Source organism: Hominenteromicrobium sp. (genome assembly GCF_046974225.1).
Taxonomy (GTDB): Bacteria; Bacillota; Clostridia; order Oscillospirales; family Acutalibacteraceae; genus Hominenteromicrobium; species Hominenteromicrobium mulieris.
The window spans coordinates 1-17,478 of the sequence record NZ_JBKWAE010000003.1 but is presented as its reverse complement, the minus strand read 5'-3'; the positions used below and the strand labels follow the sequence as shown (position 1 = coordinate 17,478).

Sequence of the window (17,478 nt, the reverse complement as noted above, 5' to 3'; positions counted from 1 at the left end):
ATATTCCGTCAGAAAATTGTGGAAATACCGCTTTTTTCTATTGCCAATGTACAAAAGCAGTGCTAAAATTGAATAAACTTAAAAACTGTGACTTTGTTGTGTCTTGCACCGGCAAAGTCTGTTTTTTAACGCGAAAGAAAGGAAGGAATAAAGATGGAACAGTCTTTTCCGAAGCGCCCGTTCCGCACGCACGGCGGCGCGCATGTGCCGCACCACAAGAACACGGCGCATACCGAAACGCACGTGATGCCGCCGCCCGATGAGATCACGCTGCCTATGACGCAGCACATCGGCGCACCGTGTGTGCCCTGTGTGAAAAAGGGCGACCACGTGTATGTCGGCACCAAGGTCGCGGACAGCGACGCATACGTTTCCGTGCCGATCCATTCCTCGGTTTCCGGCACCGTGAAGGAGATCAAAAAAGTCATTATGCCCGGCGGGCAGGCGGTGGACGCCGTCATCATCACGTCGGACGGGTTAATGGAGCACGACCCTGCGGTATGTCCCCCGCCGGAAATCAAAACGAAGCAGCAGCTGGCCGATGCGGCGCGCGCTTCGGGTCTCGTCGGTCTCGGCGGCGCAGGCTTCCCGGCGCACGTGAAATTAAACGTCCCCCCGGACAAAAAAATCGATACGCTCATCGTCAACGTTGCGGAGTGTGAGCCCTATATTACCTCCGACCACCGCGAGGCGCTCGAAAACGGCAAAAACGTGCTTGCCGGTATTTATAAGATCAAAGAGATTCTAGACGTGCACCGCGTCATCATCGCGATTGAAGACAATAAGCCCGACGCCATCGAAGCGCTGACGCGCATTGCGGATGACCCGAAAATGGACCCGAACGACGAAGTGCGCGTGTTAAAGCTGCATGCAAGCTACCCGCAGGGCGCGGAAAAGGTGCTGGTGCAGGCGGCAACGGGCAGAAAAGTCCCGGCGGGCGGTCTGCCGGCAGACGTGGGTTGCCTTGTCATGAACATCGGCTCCGTCTCGTTCCTTGCAAGCTACATGCGCACCGGCATGCCGCTGACGATGAAGCGCGTCACGGTGGACGGCAGCGCCGTGCAGAACCCGCAGAATGTCATTGTGCCCATCGGCACAAAAATTCGCGAGGTCATGGAATTCTGCGGCGGCTATAAGGAAGAACCGCAGAAGCTCATCATGGGCGGCCCGATGATGGGCGTCGCCGTGACAACCGACGAGCTGCCGGTCTTAAAGCAGAATAACGGGTTACTCGCGTTCGGTGCGGAAGAAGCACATCTGTTAGAACCGACCGACTGCATCCGCTGCGGCCGCTGCGTTGCGGCATGTCCCATGAACCTTGTGCCCGCAAAGCTTGAAAAATACGCGGAGCGCAAGGACGTGGAAATGCTGAAAAAACTCGACATCATGACGTGCATGGAATGCGGCTGCTGCGCATTCTCCTGCCCGGCGAAACGCCGCATCGTGCAGGCCATTCGCCTCGGCAAATACTATGTAAAGAAGGAGGCGGCTAAAAAGTGAACAAATTCATCGTTTCCTCCTCGCCGCACTTTCAGTCGAAAGACACCACCCAGACTTTGATGCTGGACGTCATTTTGGCGCTGACCCCGGCGATGATTGCGTCCGTCATTATTTTCGGCTTCCGCGCGGCGGTTATTATCCTGACGACGGTCGCGTCCTGCATTTTGAGCGAATACATATCCCGCCGCGTCATGAAGCGCCGCCAGACGGTCGGTGACCTTTCCTGCGTTGTGACGGGCGTTTTACTCGCGATGAACCTGCCCGTTTCCATCAGCCCCATCATTGCGGCGTTCGGCGGCGTCATCGCCATTGTTGTCGTAAAGCAGATGTTCGGCGGCATCGGCCAGAACTTCGTGAACCCCGCGCTGACGGCGCGTATCATTCTGATGAACTCGTTCCCGGCGAAAATGACCGCGTGGACGGCGCCGATGGACCACAGCTTCTCCGACGCCATGACGACCGCAACGCCGCTCGGCGTTCTCTCCGAGGGCACGGGTGCGGCGCTGCCGAGCTACCTCGATATGTTTCTCGGCAACACGGGCGGCTGTCTCGGCGAGACCTGTGCACTCGCACTCATTCTCGGCGGCATTTACCTTGTTGCACGCCGCGTTATCAGCCCGGTTATCCCGGTCACGTACCTTGCAACGGCAGCGGTGCTTTCCGCACTGCTCGGCCGCGACCCGCTGATGGATATTCTTTCCGGCGGCCTCTTGCTCGGCGCGATTTTCATGGCGACCGATTACACCACAAGCCCCATCAACTTCAGCGCACGCGTGATCTATGCCGTCGGCTGCGGCGTGCTGACGATTTTAATCCGCCAGTTCGCGTCTCTGCCGGAGGGCGTATCGTACTCCATTGTACTGATGAATATTTTAGTGCCGCTCATTGAGCGCGTTGCGAAGCCGCAGACGTTCGGCAAAATGAAGGCAAAGAAAGCGGGTGACGCAAAATGAAGATCACCGCGAAAGATATTTTAAAACCGGCGCTCATTCTGTTTGTCATCTGCCTTGTCGTCACGGCGCTTCTGGCAGGCACAAATCTGCTGACGAAGGATAAAATTGCCGAGCAGTCCGCACTGGAAGCGGAGCAGTCGAGAAAAGTCGTTTTGAGCGACGCGGACAGCTTTGAAGAAGCGGACGGCTATTACATCGGCAAAGCGAATAACGAAACGGTTGGCTACGTTTTCCAGACGGAGGCGAAGGGCTACGGCGGTGCGGTGAAGGTCATGACCGGCATCAGCGCCGACGGGCAGATCACCGGCGTTGTCATTCTGGAGCACAGCGAAACACCGGGTCTTGGCGCGAACGCGGAAAAGGCTTCCTTTACGGATCAGTTTAAGCAGACTGCGCCGGAAAAGGGCATCACGCTTGTGAAGAATAAGGCGCCGTCGGACGGCGAGATCGAAGCCATGACCGGCGCGTCCATCACGAGCCGCGCGGTGACGAACGCCGTCAACGAAGCCATCACAAAGTACAACACGGTAAAGGAGGGCGCATAACATGGCAAAAAGCCTCAAAGAAGAATTTACAAAAGGCATTATCAAAGAGAACCCCGTGCTGCGCCTGATGCTCGGCACCTGCGCGACGCTCGCCGTCACAACGGCAGCTTCGAACGCCATCGGCATGGGCCTTGCGACGACATTCGTACTCGTATGTTCCAACGCCGTTATTTCTCTTCTCAAAAAAATCATCCCGGATAAAGTCCGCATCCCGGCGTATATCACCATTGTTGCGGGTTTTGTTACCATTGTGCAGCTGCTCATCAAGGCCTACGTGCCGGCGCTTAACAAGTCGCTCGGCGTGTTCCTGCCGCTCATCGTTGTCAACTGCATCATTTTGGGTCGTGCGGAAATGTTCGCCAGCAAAAATCCCGTGCTGCCGAGCATCGTAGACGGTCTTGGAATGGGCGTGGGCTTCACCGCCGCGCTGCTCGCCATGGGCATCATCCGTGAATTGCTCGGCGCGGGTACCGTGTTCGGCATTCCGCTCCTCTCGAATTTCATGGATCCCATCATCATTTTCCTGCTCCCGCCGGGCGGCTTCTTCGTGTTCGGTATTCTCATCGCCATTGCGGGCAAGCTTTCCGCGGAGGGCAAAGCGCCGGAGACCATGGGCTGCGCTGCATGCCCGTTGGCGGCTTCCTGCTCCAAGGTACAGGAAAAATGTGAAAAGGAGGGCGGCAAAGCATGAGTCTTAAATTTTTAGTCGGCATTTTCCTTGCCGCAATCCTCACGGAGAACTATATTCTCAATAAGTTTCTCGGCATCTGTCCGTTCCTCGGTGTTTCCAAAAAGCTCAATACGGCGTTCGGCATGAGCTGCGCCGTAACGGTTGTCATGGTTATCGCGACGGCGGTCACATGGCCGGTGTATACGTATGTACTTGTCCCGCTGAACCTCGATTATTTGCAGACCGTGGTGTTCATCCTCATCATCGCGGCGCTCGTGCAGCTTTTGGAGACCGTGATGCACAAGTATATGCCGCCGCTGTATAACGCGCTCGGTATTTATCTGCCGCTCATCACGACAAACTGCGCCGTGCTGGGCGTGACGATGCTCGTGCTCGAAAAAGGCGCGGAAAACCCGAGCTTCGGCTATTTGGCATCGCTTGTCAACGCGTTCGGCGCAGGCATCGGCTTCATGGTTGCAATGGTCATTTTCGCCGGTGTGCGTGAGCGCCTCGAGCTGTGCGACGTGCCGAATTTCCTCAAAGGTCTGCCGATCACGCTGATCGCCGCGTCGCTTGTGGCGGTTTCGTTCCTCGGCTTTAACGGCATTATAGACCGTCTGCTCGCCTGAGCAAAACGAAAGGGGTTTCTATATGGATAAAATTTTGATCCCGGTTCTGATCGTCGCGGGCATCGGTCTTCTGGCGGGTATTATTCTGGCGGTCGCCTCCGCCATCATGGCCGTGCCGAAGGACGAGAAAGCGGAAGCGATTTTAGAGGTGCTTCCGGGCGCGAACTGCGGCGCGTGCGGTTTTTCCGGCTGCTCCGGCTATGCGGCGGCGCTCTCTAAGGGCGAAGCGCAGCCCGGGCTGTGTTCTCCCGGCGGCGAAGCGTGCGCCAAAGCGTGCGCAGAGCTGCTTGGCACGGGCGACGTTGCCGTCGAGAAAAAGACGGCGCTTGTCCACTGTATGGGCAGCTATGACTGCACCAGCGACAAAATGCGCTACGACGGCATCGATAGCTGCGCCGCATCTACCCTGCTCGCCGGCGGTATCTCCAGCTGCCGCTACGGCTGCATGGGCATGGGCGACTGCGCCGCCGTGTGCGAATACGGCGCAATCAACGTCTGCAACGGTATGGCGTCAATCGACCCCGCAAAGTGCCGCGGCTGCGCAAAATGCACCGCTGCATGTCCGAAGGGGCTCATCAGCTTTGTGCCGCTGAAAAAGCAGGCGGTCGTGCGCTGCTCCAACTGTGATAAGGGCGCAGAAACGATGAAGGTTTGCAAGGTGGGCTGTATCGGCTGCGGCAAGTGCATGAAGGCATGCGAAGTGGGCGCCGTAAAGGTAACGAACTTCTGCGCGAAGGTCGATCCCGCAAAGTGCATCGGCTGCGGCAAATGTGCCGAGGTCTGCCCGAGGCACGTCATTACCATGCTGGACGCGTAATTTTTGAAACAAACAGAGCCTCGGCTGTACGCCGGGGCTTTTTCGTTGTCAAAATTTGCAATCCGCTCTTTACAAACTTCTGAAAATCCGTTATACTATACAAAACACGGTTCACCAAAGTTTTTTCTGCGGTGCGCCGCAAAACAGCTTTTTCGTTCTGAGCACAAGGCATCGCCGCGTGTAAGCCGAAAATGGATAGAGGTATATTCCGCAGATAGATTCTGCGCTTTTTGTGCTTCCTGCATTTTCGGCAGGGAGCATTTTTGTTTTGCTTGTTTTATAAAAACGGGAGGTGTTTTATGCAGACACGCGTAGCCGTGATGAGCATTATTTTAGAAGATAACGCCCACGCGGAAGAAATCAACGACATTCTGCACCTGTACGGCCGGTACATCATCGGACGTATGGGGCTGCCGTACAGACAGAAAAATATCAACATCATCTGTGTGGCGGTGGATGCCCCACAGGATGTCATCAGTGCCATGGCGGGAAAGCTCGGGCGCGTGCGCGGCGCCAACATCAAAACGGCGTATTCCAATTTCACGAGCACAGAGCCGGAAATCAAAACGGAGTGATCCGAAAAAATGACTAACGGGAAAGTGAACTGACCCGAAAGAAAGGAAAATTCAAATTATGTACGATCCGAAATCCTTAAAAGCAGAGGAATTTATCTGCCACGAAGAAATTGAAGACACCTTAAAATACGCGGACGAGAACAAAGATAACCTGCCGCTCATCCGCGAAATTCTCGATAAAGCCCGTCTGTGTAAGGGACTTTCACACCGCGAAGCATCCGTTTTGCTCGCCTGCGAAGACCCGGAGATTCTGGACGAAATCTATAAGCTTGCAAACGAGATCAAGCACAAGTTTTACGGTAACCGCATTGTCATGTTCGCGCCGCTGTACCTTTCCAACTACTGCGTGAACGGCTGCACCTACTGCCCGTATCACCGCCAGAACCACCACATCCCGCGCCGCAAGCTGACGCAGGAGGAGGTCGCAAAGGAAGTCATTGCGCTGCAGGACATGGGTCATAAGCGCCTTGCCATTGAAGCCGGCGAAGACCCGGTGAATAACCCCATCGAGTACATTCTCGACTGCATCAAGACCATTTACAGCATTCAGCATAAGAACGGCGCCATCCGCCGCGTAAACGTCAACATCGCCGCGACGACCGTGGAAAACTACCGCAAATTAAAGGAAGCCGGCATCGGCACGTACATTCTGTTCCAGGAGACCTACCACAAGGAAAGCTACGAAAAGCTGCATCCCACGGGCCCGAAGCATAACTACGCCTACCACACCGAGGCGATGGACCGCGCCATGGAGGGCGGTATCGATGACGTGGGTCTCGGCGTTCTGTACGGCCTTGAAATGTACCGTTACGAGTTCTGTGGCCAGCTGATGCACGCGGAGCACCTTGAAGCCGTGCACGGCGTAGGCCCGCATACCATCAGTGTGCCGCGCCTTAAAAAAGCCGACGACATTGACCCGACGAAGTTTGATAACGGCATCAGCGACGAAACATTCGCGAAAATCTGCGCACTTATTCGTATCGCCGTGCCGTACACCGGCATGATCATCTCCACGCGTGAGAGTCAGAAGGTACGCGCGCAGGTTATCAATCTCGGCGTTTCGCAGATCAGCGGCGCATCCCGTACCTCCGTCGGCGGCTATGCCGAAGAGGAGCGCCCCACCGACACCGAGCAGTTCGACGTTTCCGATCAGCGCTCCCTTGACGAGGTCGTCCGCTGGCTGATGGAGACCGACCACATTCCGTCCTTCTGCACGGCATGCTACCGCGAGGGCCGCACCGGCGACCGCTTCATGAGCCTGTGTAAGAGCGGACAGATCCAGAACTGCTGCCACCCGAACGCACTCATCACCTTAAAAGAATTCCTCGAGGACTACGCTTCCCCGGAGACGAAGGCCATCGGCGAAAAGATGATCGCGCAGGAGCTTGAAAATATCCCGAACGAGAAGACCCGCAGCATCGCAAAGGGCTACGTTGAAAAGGTCGCCCACGGCGAGCGCGACTTCCGTTTCTAAAACTTTCGGTTATTCTTTAAAAGGCAGGCGACTTCTATGGCAGACCTCAACCAGACCCCCTCGGCAAACCGTGTGCACATCGCCTTTTTCGGCAAGCGCAACGCCGGTAAATCCAGCGTGGTGAACGCCGTTACGGGGCAGAATATCTCCATTGTGTCCGATGTCAAGGGCACCACGACCGACCCCGTGCAGAAAGCCATGGAGCTTTTGCCGCTTGGCCCGGTCGTCATCATCGACACGCCCGGCATGGACGACGAGGGCACCGTGGGCGAGCTGCGTGTGCAGCGCGCCCGGCAGGTACTCAATAAAGCTGATATTGCGGTGCTCGTCATCGACGGCACGGTCGGCAAAAGTGCGGAAGACCTCGCACTGCAAAAGCTCATCGAGAAAAAAGGCGTGCCGTATATCATCGTATTGAATAAAGCCGACCTCGGCGGCTTCAAAGATGAAAATGACAACGAAATCGCGGTCAGCGCGAAGACGGGCGAGCATATTTTTGAGCTCAAGGAAAAGCTTGCCGCCATCGCTGCAAAGGGGCAGAACACCAAAGTTATTTTGGGTGACTTACTTGAGCGCGGCGACCACGTGGTGCTCGTCACGCCCATCGATTCCTCCGCGCCGAAAGGCCGCATGATTTTGCCGCAGGTGCAGGCCATCCGCGACATTCTGGACGCGGGTGCAACATGCTCTGTCACGCAGGTGGAAGAGCTTGCGGGCGTGCTGAACGGCCTCAAAACGCCGCCGAAGCTCGTTGTTACGGACAGCCAGGCATTCGGCAAAGTAAAGCAGATCGTGCCCGAGCGCATTAAGCTCACGTCATTCTCCATCTTATTTGCGCGCTACAAGGGCGTTTTAGAGACGGCCGTGCGCGGCGCGGCGGCTATTGAGAATCTGAAAGCGGGCGACCGTATTTTGATCTCCGAAGGCTGCACGCATCACCGCCAGTGCGGCGATATCGGCACCGTGAAGCTGCCCGCATGGATCCGCAAACACACCGGCAAGGACTTTGAATTCGAGTTTACCTCCGGCGGCGGATTTCCCGAAGATCTTTCGCCGTATGCCCTTATTGTGCACTGCGGCGGCTGTATGCTGAATGAACGCGAAATGCAGTTCAGACAGTCTTCCGCCGAAGAAAAAGGCGTGCCGTACACGAACTACGGCATTCTCATTGCATATATCAATGGCATTTTAAAGCGGAGCTTAGCCCCGTTTGACGAATATGCCTCCATGATTTAAGCTGTATTTGCAAAAGACAGTCCCGGTTTCAAACGAGCGCGGGGCTGTTTTTTTGTCGTTTTGTGGGTGGTTTTGTATGAAAAAAGCGGACATCAGAGGACATCGGAGGACAAAATTATTACGGAACTGTTAAAAGTCAAAAAAATCGCGATTTTCCTATTGACTTTTCTTGACCAAGTGATTAGAATAAGTTTAGCACTCGGGGATAAGGAGTGCTAAAGCGTAAGCGGCACAGTTCCCCGAGACCTAAACTTGTATTTCTTTACCGACCGGGCCGCACCCCGGCGGGTTTCGCGGCGCACCCCGCTGTACGCGAAAAATTTATTTATGAACTGCGGGGAGAAAGGATACGGCGCATTAGGCGCCGAGGTGGAAGTTATGACCATTAAGCCTTTGACAGACAGAGTACTCATTCAGGCCGAGAAAGCGGAGGAGACCACAAAGAGCGGCATCGTGCTGACAAGCGCGGCACAGGAGAAGCCGCAGATCTCCCGTGTTATCGCAGTAGGCCCCGGCGGCATGGTAGACGGCAAGGAAGTTGTTATGCAGCTTAAGGCCGGCGACCGCGTCATCACCGGCAAGTACACCGGCACGGAAGTGAAGATCGACGGCGAGGAATACACCATCGTTCGTCAGTCCGATGTTCTGGCAGTCGTTGAGTAATTTGAGTTTCAGTCTTTATTTTTGATATTTGGAATTGTGAGGTAATTTATTATGGCAAAGCAGATCATTTACGGCGAAGAAGCCAGAAAAGCATTGCTCGGCGGTATCAACAAGCTTGCAGATACCGTTAAGATCACCCTTGGCCCGAAGGGCAGAAACGTTGTGCTCGATAAGAAGTTCGGCGCACCGCTCATCACGAACGACGGCGTGACAATCGCTAAGGAAGTTGAGCTTGAAGATCCGTTTGAGAACATGGGCGCACAGCTCGTGAAGGAAGTTGCAACCAAGACGAACGACGTTGCAGGTGACGGCACCACGACCGCAACACTGCTTGCACAGGCACTCATCCGTGAGGGCATGAAGAACGTTACCGCAGGCGCAAACCCGATGGTTCTGAGAAAGGGCATTCAGAAGGCGACCGAGACCGCTGTTGAGGCGATTGAGAAGAACGCCAAGAAGGTCTCCGGCACGAAGGACATTGCCCGTGTTGCAGCTGTTTCCTCTGCAAGTGAGCAGATCGGCAACCTCATCGCCGACGCGATGGAAAAGGTCACGTCCGACGGCGTTATCACCGTTGAAGAATCCAAGACGGCTGAGACGTACAGCGAGGTCGTAGAAGGCATGATGTTCGACCGCGGCTACATTACGCCGTACATGGTCACCGATACCGACAAGATGGTCGCTGTCATCGACGACGCGTACATCCTCATCACCGATAAGAAGATCTCCAACATTCAGGAGATTCTGCCGCTGCTCGAGCAGATCGTACAGTCCGGCAAGAAGCTCGTCATCATCGCGGAGGACATTGAGGGCGAGGCGCTGACCACCCTGATCCTCAACAAGCTCCGCGGCACGTTCACCTGCGTGGGCGTTAAGGCTCCGGGCTTCGGCGACAGAAGAAAAGAAATGCTCACCGATATTGCAACGCTCACCGGCGGTCAGGTCATCTCCAGCGAGCTTGGCCTTGAGCTGAAGGATACCACCGTTGATCAGCTCGGCCGTGCACGTCAGGTCAAGATCGACAAGGAAAACACCATCATTGTTGACGGTGCAGGCGACAGCGAGGCTATCAAGAGCCGTGTCAGCCAGATCAGAAGCCAGATCGAGACCACCACGTCCGATTTCGACCGTGAGAAGCTGCAGGAGCGTCTTGCAAAGCTCGCAGGCGGCGTAGCGGTTATCAAGGTCGGTGCGGCTACCGAGGTCGAAATGAAAGAGCAGAAGATGCGCATTGAGGACGCTCTGGCTGCAACGAAGGCTGCTGTTGAAGAGGGCATCGTCGCAGGCGGCGGCACCGCACTCATCGATGCGATTCCGGCTGTTAAGGCCTATGTCGATTCCGTTGACGGCGACGAGAAGACCGGCGCTGCCATCGTTCTGAAGGCTCTTGAGGAGCCGGTTCGCCAGATTGCTGCGAACGCAGGTCTGGAGGGCTCCATCATCATTGAGCACCTGAAGGCAAAGAACACCGTCGGCTACGGCTACAATGCTCTGACCGATACCTACGGCGACATGATCGACGAAGGCATCGTTGACCCGACGAAGGTCACCCGTTCCGCTCTGCAGAACGCTTCCTCTGTGGCTTCCACCGTTCTGACCACCGAGTCTCTCGTGGCAGACATCAAGGAGCCGGCTGCACCCGCAGCTCCGGCAGCACCGGACATGGGCGGCATGTACTAATGAAGAGCGCTTAAACCGCATGAAAACGTCATAAAACGTTGATCCCCCGCACAGGAATTTGAACAGAACCAGTAAAACAGGACAATAGACAAAATCCCCCCTGATGTAGGATAATAAGTACATCAGGGGGGATTCATTATGAGCAAACGAAGATACACCAATATGCAGGTTCTACTACCGACCATAGAAAAGATGTTAGAATCAGGGAAGAACCACAGGGAAATCGAAGCGGAACTTGGCTTGGAGGGAGACCGTCCGGTTCACAATCTGCTGAAGCGGCAACGCAAAAAAGCCGCCAAGGGTGCGCCGAAGTTTCGTGGCAGGAAGCCTGCAAAGACGCTGCAGGAATATAAGTATGAGAATAAGCGGCTCAAGATGGAAGTGAAATTACTGCAGGATTTTCTGCAGTCCACAGAAAGGAAGTGAGGCCAAAGGCAAAGTACGCCGTCATTCACCGTCACCGGGGAGAATACCCAATATCTGTTATGTGCAAATTCTTCGGGGTATCCAGAAGTGGTTACTACTGCTTTAAAAAGCGTCTGGGAGAGACGGATCGCGATGCTGTTGTGGCAAAGGAAATCGAGGAATGTCAGCGCAGGACAGATAAGACCTATGGCTATCGACGTGTATGGAAGTGGTTAAAAGGCAGAAATATTCAAAGAGATCCGAAGACTGTGCTCAGAATCATGAAAAAATATGGATTATTGTCTGAGGTTCGCCGACGCCGCCAATGGGTAAATCTTGGTCAGCAGGTACACAAATACGAAAATCTGTTGAACAGACAGTTCCGGGCGGTCAGGCCAAACGAGAAATGGGTCACGGACATTTCTTACATCCACACAAAAGAAGGCATTTTATATCTGTCCATGATCCGAGATCTGTATGACAACAGTATTGTGGCCTACAAGACTGCAAGTCGGCAGACTGTGAATCTTGTTCTGGACACGATTCGTCTGGCAATGAAGAAAGAGAAAGTCGCTGCGGAGTTGCAGCTCCACAGCGACCAAGGCTTTCAATACACATCGCAAGCATACTTCAAGCTAACACAATCTTACGGCATAACGCCGTCCATGTCAAGGAAAGGAAATCCTTATGACAATGCCATGGCAGAAAATTTCTTCTCCATTCTGAAAACAGAGTGCATCTACCGCCACAAGCCAAAGACGTTCCAAGAAGCAAACGAACTGATCGACAGGTATATTTACTTCTATAACCACGAACGCATCCAAACAAAAACGGGAGTGGCACCGCTGTCGCTGCGCCACTCCGCTTAAAACTCAATATCCTACATGGGGGCTTTTAGTGCTGTCCGCATAATCTGGTGCGGTTCAATTTCCTGTGCGGGGGATTTTTGTAGGAAAACACAAGTTTGTGCGATGAAATATGGGATTCCGCCGATTGACAATGCGGTACGGTTTTGATACTATTACAGTAGATAAATATTTAACAATACCGAGGCGGGTACGATTTCGGTACGTTCAAAAAGCCTTGGTACGGCGGTTTTTTAAGCCGAAAAAAGGAAAGGTGATCGTATGAAAAAGTATGTCAGCTTGGTGTTGTGTCTGCTGCTTGCAGCGCTGCTTTTTACGGGCTGCGCGTGAAGCTCAGCATGGAGCATGTGAATCGATAAGAATATTGAAGCCGCGCTCGGCAGAATCGGGCGCGGTATTTTATAATCTGTGTAAAATATTTTTCCGGGGAAGAAAACCTCTTGCATATTTTATGAAAATCCGATATGATGAGGATAGGGAGTGCGGGCGCCTGAACGGGTCGGGCGCGTGTATGCGGCTTCCGCTTTGAGAAAGGGGGAATGATTTTGGAAACCATGATCTGGGTGGCGGTCATTGTGATTGCTGCAATACTGGAGGGCATGAGCGCGCAGCTTATTTCCATCTGGTTTGTGGGCGGCGGCATCGCCGGCATGATCGCGCAGCTGTGCGGCGCGCCGGTTTGGCTGCAAGTGATGATTGCCGCTGTGGTGACGCTCGTTCTGCTTTTGGCAACGCGTCCGCTCGTGAAAAAGTTCCTGCAAAACAAGGAAACGCACACGAACGCCGACCGCGTGGTGGGGCAGACCGCCGTTGTGACGGAGGATATCGATAACCTTGCGGCGCATGGGCGCGTGGAAGTGCTCGGCAACGACTGGGCAGCACGCAGCACAGAAAATGTCCGTATTCAAAAAGGCACAAAGGTGCAGGTGGTGCGTATTGAGGGCGTAAAGCTTATCGTGACACCGACTGTATCTTAAATTGAAGTTGGAGGTAAAAACATGGATTTTGAACTGTACATCAACTGGGGCGTTGTGGGCATTATCATTCTCATCGCTCTTGTCATCGCACTGCTTGCGGCGAATATTAAGGTGGTACCGCAGGCGCACGCATTCGTCATTGAAAGACTCGGCGCGTACCACGCCACGTGGAGCACGGGCCTGCATTTAAAAATTCCGTTTATCGACCGCATTGCGAAGAAGGTCTCGCTGAAAGAGCAGGTCATCGATTTCCCGCCGCAGCCCGTTATCACGAAGGATAACGTCACGATGCAGATTGACACGGTGGTGTATTTCCAGATCACGGACTCGAAGTTGTATGCTTACGGCGTGGAGCGCCCGATCTCCGCGATTGAAAACCTTTCCGCAACGACGCTGAGAAACATCATCGGTGAGATGGAGCTTGACCACACGCTGACCTCGCGCGATGTTATCAACTCGAAAATTCGTGTCATTCTGGACGAGGCGACCGATGCGTGGGGCATTAAGGTCAACCGCGTGGAGCTGAAAAACATCATTCCGCCGAAGGAAATTCAGGATTCGATGGAGAAGCAGATGAAGGCGGAGCGCGAGCGCCGTGCGAAGATTTTGGACGCAGAGGGCGAAAAGCGCAGCGCCATCCTCATTGCGGAAGGCCAGAAGGAATCTGCCGTCCTGCGTGCGGAGGCTGTGCGCGAGACGAAAATCAGAGAAGCACAGGGCGAAGCGGAGGCAATCCTCTCCGTGCAACGTGCGTTGGCGGATTCCATTAAGCTTCTCAACGAAGCCGATCCGAATAAAGCTGTGCTGACCTTGAAGAGCTTTGAAGCGCTTGAGAAAGTAGCGGACGGCAAGGCGACGAAGATTATCATTCCGTCCGAGATTCAGGGTATGGCAGGTTTAGCCGCAAGCGCGAAGGAGATTTTTGCGACGGAAACGCCGAAGGAGTAAAGTAGAGTTTACGGCGAGCAAGGCGTAAAAGTCTTTAGTCAAGTTTTCTTCGGAAAACTTACGGGTTCTTAGGGCAGCGCCTTGAGTCGCCATTCGCAAATGTCGAAATACTTTTGCCGCTAATATAATTTATCCTCTCCCGGCGCAGCCGGGAGAGGATTTTTTTATTGAGCTTGCGTTTTATGCGTTTTCAAGGTGATTTGAGCGACTTGTGTATATAAAAGCTCTCTATATATCTCCCTCAGTCAGAGGGAACTTGGAAAGCTGCCTTTTTTGACGAATAGAGGGAGATAATGTACGTAGGTAAAGTGAAAATGCCCTTTTGCATTTCAAGGTGTGTTGTTATGTATTTGATATATGGTGAGACGGAAGCGGAGAAAGGGGACATATCGAGGTATACAACGCATGTCCACGAGCAGGGGAGAATTTTGGATTTTTTTCTAAAAACGGCAAAAACTATTGAAAAACAAGCAAAAATCCCGTAAAATGATAAAGGCAACAACGTATAAAGCACGCCTACGGCTTGGCACACAATTTTATACATTGCTGCCTTAAAGGTCTGCTTAATGGATTGATTTATCAGTCGCTTGAGACAGACTAAGGACAGAAAATTCAAGGCTGCAAGTGCCGGAGGTGCGATATGGCTGAACTGATGTGCATTTTTACTGTATCTGCATGGGCGTTTTGCGGTCAATTTTAGAAGCATAGGTTGTGTTTTTTGAGCACAGCCTATTTTCTTTTTTTCGCGGTGCTTTCTTTTACGCCGCAAAACTTGAAAGGATCGGTGATTTTCAATGAGCAAAAAAGTTGCAGTAATCATGGGCAGTGACAGTGATTTTCCGGTGGTTTCCCCGGCGATTCGCAGATTGAAGCAGTTCGGCATCCCGGTGGAGGCGCGCGTGATGAGCGCACACCGCACGCCGGAGGCCGCGGCGGAATTCTCTAAGAACGCGGAAAAGGACGGCTTTGGCGTTATCATTGCGGCGGCGGGCAAGGCTGCGCATCTTGCGGGCGTGCTGGCTGCGCACACGACGCTGCCGGTCATCGGCATTCCGGTGAAGTCCTCCACGCTCGACGGCCTTGACGCACTGCTTGCAACCGTGCAGATGCCCTCCGGCATTCCGGTGGCGACGGTGGCGATTGACGGCGCGGACAATGCTGCGATTTTGGCGGCGCAGATGCTGGCGCTTTCCGACGAGAGCATCGCAAAGCAGCTGCACCAGATGAAGGTGGATATGGAGCAGGGTGTTGCGAAAAAGAACGAAGCCTTGCAGCAGAAAGTTGCCGAGCTATAATTCGGGAGGGATAAACGATGACAAAATCGATTTTGCGAAAGTACGCAAAGCTCATCGTTCAGATGGGCGTGAACATCAAAAAGGGGCAGGGCGCTGTAATCTTGGCAGATACGGCGCAGTCTGAAATCGCACTGATGGTGGCGGAGGAAGCCTACCGCGCCGGTGCGAAGTGGGTGGACATCCGCTGGACGAACCAGGACCTTGACAAGATGCGCTATAAGAAAGAAAGTGTAAAGGTGCTTTCCGCTACGCAGGAGTGGGAAAAGGCGCGTATGCAGTATGAGCTTGACGAGCTGCCGGTGCGCATTTGGATCGACTCTGACGACCCGGACGGCCTGAAGGGCGTGAACGTTGAGAAAATGCAGAAGGCGAACCTTGCCCGTATGAAGGTGAGAAAGCCGTACCGCGACGCGATGGAAAACAAGTACCAGTGGACGATTGTCGCCGTGCCGAGTGCAAAGTGGGCGAAGAAGGTGTTCCCGAACGACCGCACGAGCGTGGCGGTGAAGAAGCTGTGGGACGCAATCCTTCAGACGGTGCGTGTTTCTAAGGATAACGACCCGGTTGAAGCGTGGAAAGCACACAACGCTTCCCTCAAAGCACGCTATGAGAAGCTGAACGCATGTCACTTTGAGAGCCTGCACTATTTTAGCGAGAACGGCACCGATTTCACCTGCGGCCTGATCCCGGACGCACAGTGGATGGGCGGCGGCGAAACGCTGCTGGACGGTACATTCTTCAACCCGAATATGCCGACCGAAGAGATTTTCACCTCCCCGATGAAGGGCAAGGCAGAGGGTACGGTCGTTTCTACGATGCCGCTGTCTTACCAGGGCAATTTGATTGAAAACTTCTCCATTACGTTTAAGGACGGCCGCGCGGTCTCCTGCAAGGCGGAAAAGAACCAGGAGCTTTTGGAGCACATGATTGCGATGGACGAGGGCGCGGCGCAGATCGGCGAGCTGGCGCTTATCCCGAACGACTCTCCCATCTCGAACCTCGGCATTCTGTTCTACAACACGCTGTTTGACGAGAACGCTTCCTGCCACATTGCGCTTGGCTTGGGCTTCCCGAATGTCATCAAGGATTACGACAAGTATACGCTTGATGAGATTCACGACAAGGGCGTGAACGATTCCGTCATCCATGTGGACTTCATGGTGGGCGACGCGACGATGAACATTGACGGCATCACGCCGGACGGCGAGGTTATCCCGGTGTTCAGAAACGGCAACTGGACAGAGAAATTCATGTAATTCATTTTATAGATAATTTAAAGAAAGAGAGAAGTTAAAGAATGAAAAGTTACAGCGATAGCTACAAGGCAGCGGGCGTTGACGTTACCGCAGGCTACAAGTCCGTAGAGCTGATGAAAGAGCACGTAAAGCGTACAAGCATTCCGGGCGTGGTTTCCGGCATCGGCGGTTTCGGCGGTCTTTTCCAGCCGGACATGACCGGTATGAAAGAACCTGTGTTTGTTTCCGGCACAGACGGCGTGGGCACGAAGCTCGTGGCGGCCATGCTGCTCGATAAGCATGACACCATCGGCATTGACTGCGTTGCCATGTGCGTGAACGACGTCGTATGCTGCGGCGCAAAACCGCTCTTTTTCCTCGATTACATCGCCTGCGGCAAGAACGTGCCGGAGAAGATTGCAGAGATCGTAAAGGGTGTTGCGGAGGGCTGCGTGCAGTCCGGCTGCGCGCTCATCGGCGGCGAGACCGCAGAGCACCCGGGCGTGATGCCGGAGGACGACTATGACCTCGCGGGCTTTACGGTGGGCATTGTAGATAAGGATAAGATCATTGACGGCTCCAAGATGCAGGCGGGCGACGTGCTTGTTGGCGTGGCATCCTCCGGCGTACATTCGAACGGCTTCTCTCTGGTGAGAAAGGTGTTCGGTCTGAATAAAGAAAAGCTTGAAACGTATTACGAAGAGCTCGGCTGCACGTTGGGCGAGGCGCTTCTGACCCCGACGCGCCTGTATGTAAAGCCTGCGCTGGCGGCCATTGAAGCGGCAGACGTGAAGGCAATCTCCCACATTACGGGAGGCGGCTTCTACGAGAACATTCCGCGTATGATGAAGAAGGGCCTCACCGCTAAGGTGGACCGTTCCGCAGTGCCGGTGCTGCCGATCTTCGACCTCATCGCGAAGACGGGCAACATTCCGGAGCGCGACATGTTCAACACGTTCAACATGGGCGTCGGCATGTGCATGGCGGTCTCCAAGGAGACGGCGGACGCG

At 54.2% G+C, this 17,478-nt stretch carries 18 protein-coding genes; all 18 read left to right on the top strand.

Going from position 1 to position 17,478, the window contains the following annotated elements:
• Positions 1–153: 153 nt before the first annotated feature.
• Positions 154–1,500, top strand: coding sequence for an electron transport complex subunit RsxC (gene rsxC / locus ACLTX1_RS03090; RefSeq protein ID WP_412266558.1), 1,347 nt, complete (start codon positions 154–156; stop codon positions 1,498–1,500).
• Positions 1,497–2,453: an RnfABCDGE type electron transport complex subunit D gene (locus tag ACLTX1_RS03085; protein ID WP_176820803.1), complete on the top strand. Its 957-nt coding sequence runs from the start codon at positions 1,497–1,499 to the stop codon at positions 2,451–2,453. Before rsxC ends, ACLTX1_RS03085 begins: the two co-directional genes overlap by 4 nt.
• Positions 2,450–2,998, top strand: coding sequence for an RnfABCDGE type electron transport complex subunit G (locus tag ACLTX1_RS03080; protein ID WP_308448687.1), 549 nt, complete (start codon positions 2,450–2,452; stop codon positions 2,996–2,998). Before ACLTX1_RS03085 ends, ACLTX1_RS03080 begins: the two co-directional genes overlap by 4 nt.
• 1 nt (position 2,999) lies before the next feature.
• On the top strand, positions 3,000–3,689 hold the full coding sequence (gene rsxE, locus ACLTX1_RS03075) for an electron transport complex subunit RsxE (RefSeq protein ID WP_176820801.1): 690 nt from the start codon (positions 3,000–3,002) through the stop codon (positions 3,687–3,689).
• Positions 3,686–4,297, top strand: a complete 612-nt coding sequence (locus ACLTX1_RS03070) for an electron transport complex protein RnfA (protein WP_176820800.1) — start codon at positions 3,686–3,688, stop codon at positions 4,295–4,297. Before rsxE ends, ACLTX1_RS03070 begins: the two co-directional genes overlap by 4 nt.
• A 22-nt stretch (positions 4,298–4,319) precedes the next feature.
• Positions 4,320–5,114, top strand: coding sequence for an RnfABCDGE type electron transport complex subunit B (locus ACLTX1_RS03065; RefSeq protein ID WP_176820799.1), 795 nt, complete (start codon positions 4,320–4,322; stop codon positions 5,112–5,114).
• Between the two features lie 299 nt (positions 5,115–5,413).
• Positions 5,414–5,689 carry a TM1266 family iron-only hydrogenase system putative regulator gene (locus ACLTX1_RS03060; protein ID WP_176820798.1) on the top strand — a complete coding sequence of 92 codons (276 nt, stop codon included), beginning with the start codon at positions 5,414–5,416 and terminating at the stop codon, positions 5,687–5,689.
• A 58-nt stretch (positions 5,690–5,747) separates the two neighbouring features.
• Positions 5,748–7,163, top strand: a complete 1,416-nt coding sequence (hydG, locus tag ACLTX1_RS03055; protein WP_308448690.1) for a [FeFe] hydrogenase H-cluster radical SAM maturase HydG — start codon at positions 5,748–5,750, stop codon at positions 7,161–7,163.
• Between the two features lie 36 nt (positions 7,164–7,199).
• A complete protein-coding gene (gene hydF, locus ACLTX1_RS03050) occupies positions 7,200–8,399 on the top strand; it encodes a [FeFe] hydrogenase H-cluster maturation GTPase HydF (RefSeq protein ID WP_308448691.1) in 1,200 nt (399 codons plus the stop codon).
• 378 nt (positions 8,400–8,777) lie between these two features.
• Positions 8,778–9,062 carry a co-chaperone GroES gene (gene groES / locus ACLTX1_RS03045; RefSeq protein ID WP_176820795.1) on the top strand — a complete coding sequence of 95 codons (285 nt, stop codon included), beginning with the start codon at positions 8,778–8,780 and terminating at the stop codon, positions 9,060–9,062.
• Positions 9,063–9,113: 51 nt separating this feature from the next.
• On the top strand, positions 9,114–10,742 hold the full coding sequence (gene groL, locus ACLTX1_RS03040; RefSeq protein ID WP_308448692.1) for a chaperonin GroEL: 1,629 nt from the start codon (positions 9,114–9,116) through the stop codon (positions 10,740–10,742).
• A 138-nt stretch (positions 10,743–10,880) separates the two neighbouring features.
• Positions 10,881–11,168: an imidazolonepropionase gene (locus ACLTX1_RS03035; RefSeq protein ID WP_395507467.1), complete on the top strand. Its 288-nt coding sequence runs from the start codon at positions 10,881–10,883 to the stop codon at positions 11,166–11,168.
• The gene (locus tag ACLTX1_RS03030; protein WP_395507468.1) at positions 11,165–12,016 is read left to right on the top strand and encodes an IS3 family transposase; all 852 of its coding nucleotides are present in this window, start codon (positions 11,165–11,167) and stop codon (positions 12,014–12,016) included. The genes ACLTX1_RS03035 and ACLTX1_RS03030 overlap by 4 nt, the downstream gene beginning before the upstream one ends.
• A gap of 551 nt (positions 12,017–12,567) precedes the next feature.
• Positions 12,568–12,990, top strand: coding sequence for an NfeD family protein (locus ACLTX1_RS03025; protein ID WP_308449026.1), 423 nt, complete (start codon positions 12,568–12,570; stop codon positions 12,988–12,990).
• Between the two features lie 21 nt (positions 12,991–13,011).
• A complete protein-coding gene (locus ACLTX1_RS03020) occupies positions 13,012–13,938 on the top strand; it encodes an SPFH domain-containing protein (RefSeq protein WP_343284924.1) in 927 nt (308 codons plus the stop codon).
• A gap of 794 nt (positions 13,939–14,732) precedes the next feature.
• Positions 14,733–15,233 (top strand): 5-(carboxyamino)imidazole ribonucleotide mutase, encoded by a 501-nt coding sequence (purE, locus tag ACLTX1_RS03015; RefSeq protein ID WP_176820790.1) that lies wholly within the window; start codon positions 14,733–14,735, stop codon positions 15,231–15,233.
• Between the two features lie 17 nt (positions 15,234–15,250).
• Positions 15,251–16,489 carry an aminopeptidase gene (locus tag ACLTX1_RS03010; protein ID WP_412330446.1) on the top strand — a complete coding sequence of 413 codons (1,239 nt, stop codon included), beginning with the start codon at positions 15,251–15,253 and terminating at the stop codon, positions 16,487–16,489.
• 41 nt (positions 16,490–16,530) lie between these two features.
• The coding region (gene purM, locus ACLTX1_RS03005) for a phosphoribosylformylglycinamidine cyclo-ligase (RefSeq protein WP_412330445.1) at positions 16,531–17,478 on the top strand (948 nt) is incomplete at its 3' end.

Bases quoted from the DNA above. Each gene is read 5' to 3' on its own strand.
- ACLTX1_RS03065 (WP_176820799.1), top strand. From the start codon at position 4,320: ATGGATAAAATTTTGATCCCGGTTCTGATCGTCGCGGGCATCGGTCTT.
- rsxC (WP_412266558.1), top strand. From the start codon at position 154: ATGGAACAGTCTTTTCCGAAGCGCCCGTTCCGCACGCACGGCGGCGCG.
- rsxE (WP_176820801.1), top strand. From the start codon at position 3,000: ATGGCAAAAAGCCTCAAAGAAGAATTTACAAAAGGCATTATCAAAGAG.
- ACLTX1_RS03070 (WP_176820800.1), top strand. From the start codon at position 3,686: ATGAGTCTTAAATTTTTAGTCGGCATTTTCCTTGCCGCAATCCTCACG.
- hydG (WP_308448690.1), top strand. From the start codon at position 5,748: ATGTACGATCCGAAATCCTTAAAAGCAGAGGAATTTATCTGCCACGAA.
- ACLTX1_RS03025 (WP_308449026.1), top strand. From the start codon at position 12,568: ATGATCTGGGTGGCGGTCATTGTGATTGCTGCAATACTGGAGGGCATG.
- purE (WP_176820790.1), top strand. From the start codon at position 14,733: ATGAGCAAAAAAGTTGCAGTAATCATGGGCAGTGACAGTGATTTTCCG.
- groES (WP_176820795.1), top strand. From the start codon at position 8,778: ATGACCATTAAGCCTTTGACAGACAGAGTACTCATTCAGGCCGAGAAA.
- ACLTX1_RS03080 (WP_308448687.1), top strand. From the start codon at position 2,450: ATGAAGATCACCGCGAAAGATATTTTAAAACCGGCGCTCATTCTGTTT.
- ACLTX1_RS03060 (WP_176820798.1), top strand. From the start codon at position 5,414: ATGCAGACACGCGTAGCCGTGATGAGCATTATTTTAGAAGATAACGCC.
- ACLTX1_RS03035 (WP_395507467.1), top strand. From the start codon at position 10,881: ATGAGCAAACGAAGATACACCAATATGCAGGTTCTACTACCGACCATA.
- groL (WP_308448692.1), top strand. From the start codon at position 9,114: ATGGCAAAGCAGATCATTTACGGCGAAGAAGCCAGAAAAGCATTGCTC.
- ACLTX1_RS03020 (WP_343284924.1), top strand. From the start codon at position 13,012: ATGGATTTTGAACTGTACATCAACTGGGGCGTTGTGGGCATTATCATT.
- ACLTX1_RS03010 (WP_412330446.1), top strand. From the start codon at position 15,251: ATGACAAAATCGATTTTGCGAAAGTACGCAAAGCTCATCGTTCAGATG.
- hydF (WP_308448691.1), top strand. From the start codon at position 7,200: ATGGCAGACCTCAACCAGACCCCCTCGGCAAACCGTGTGCACATCGCC.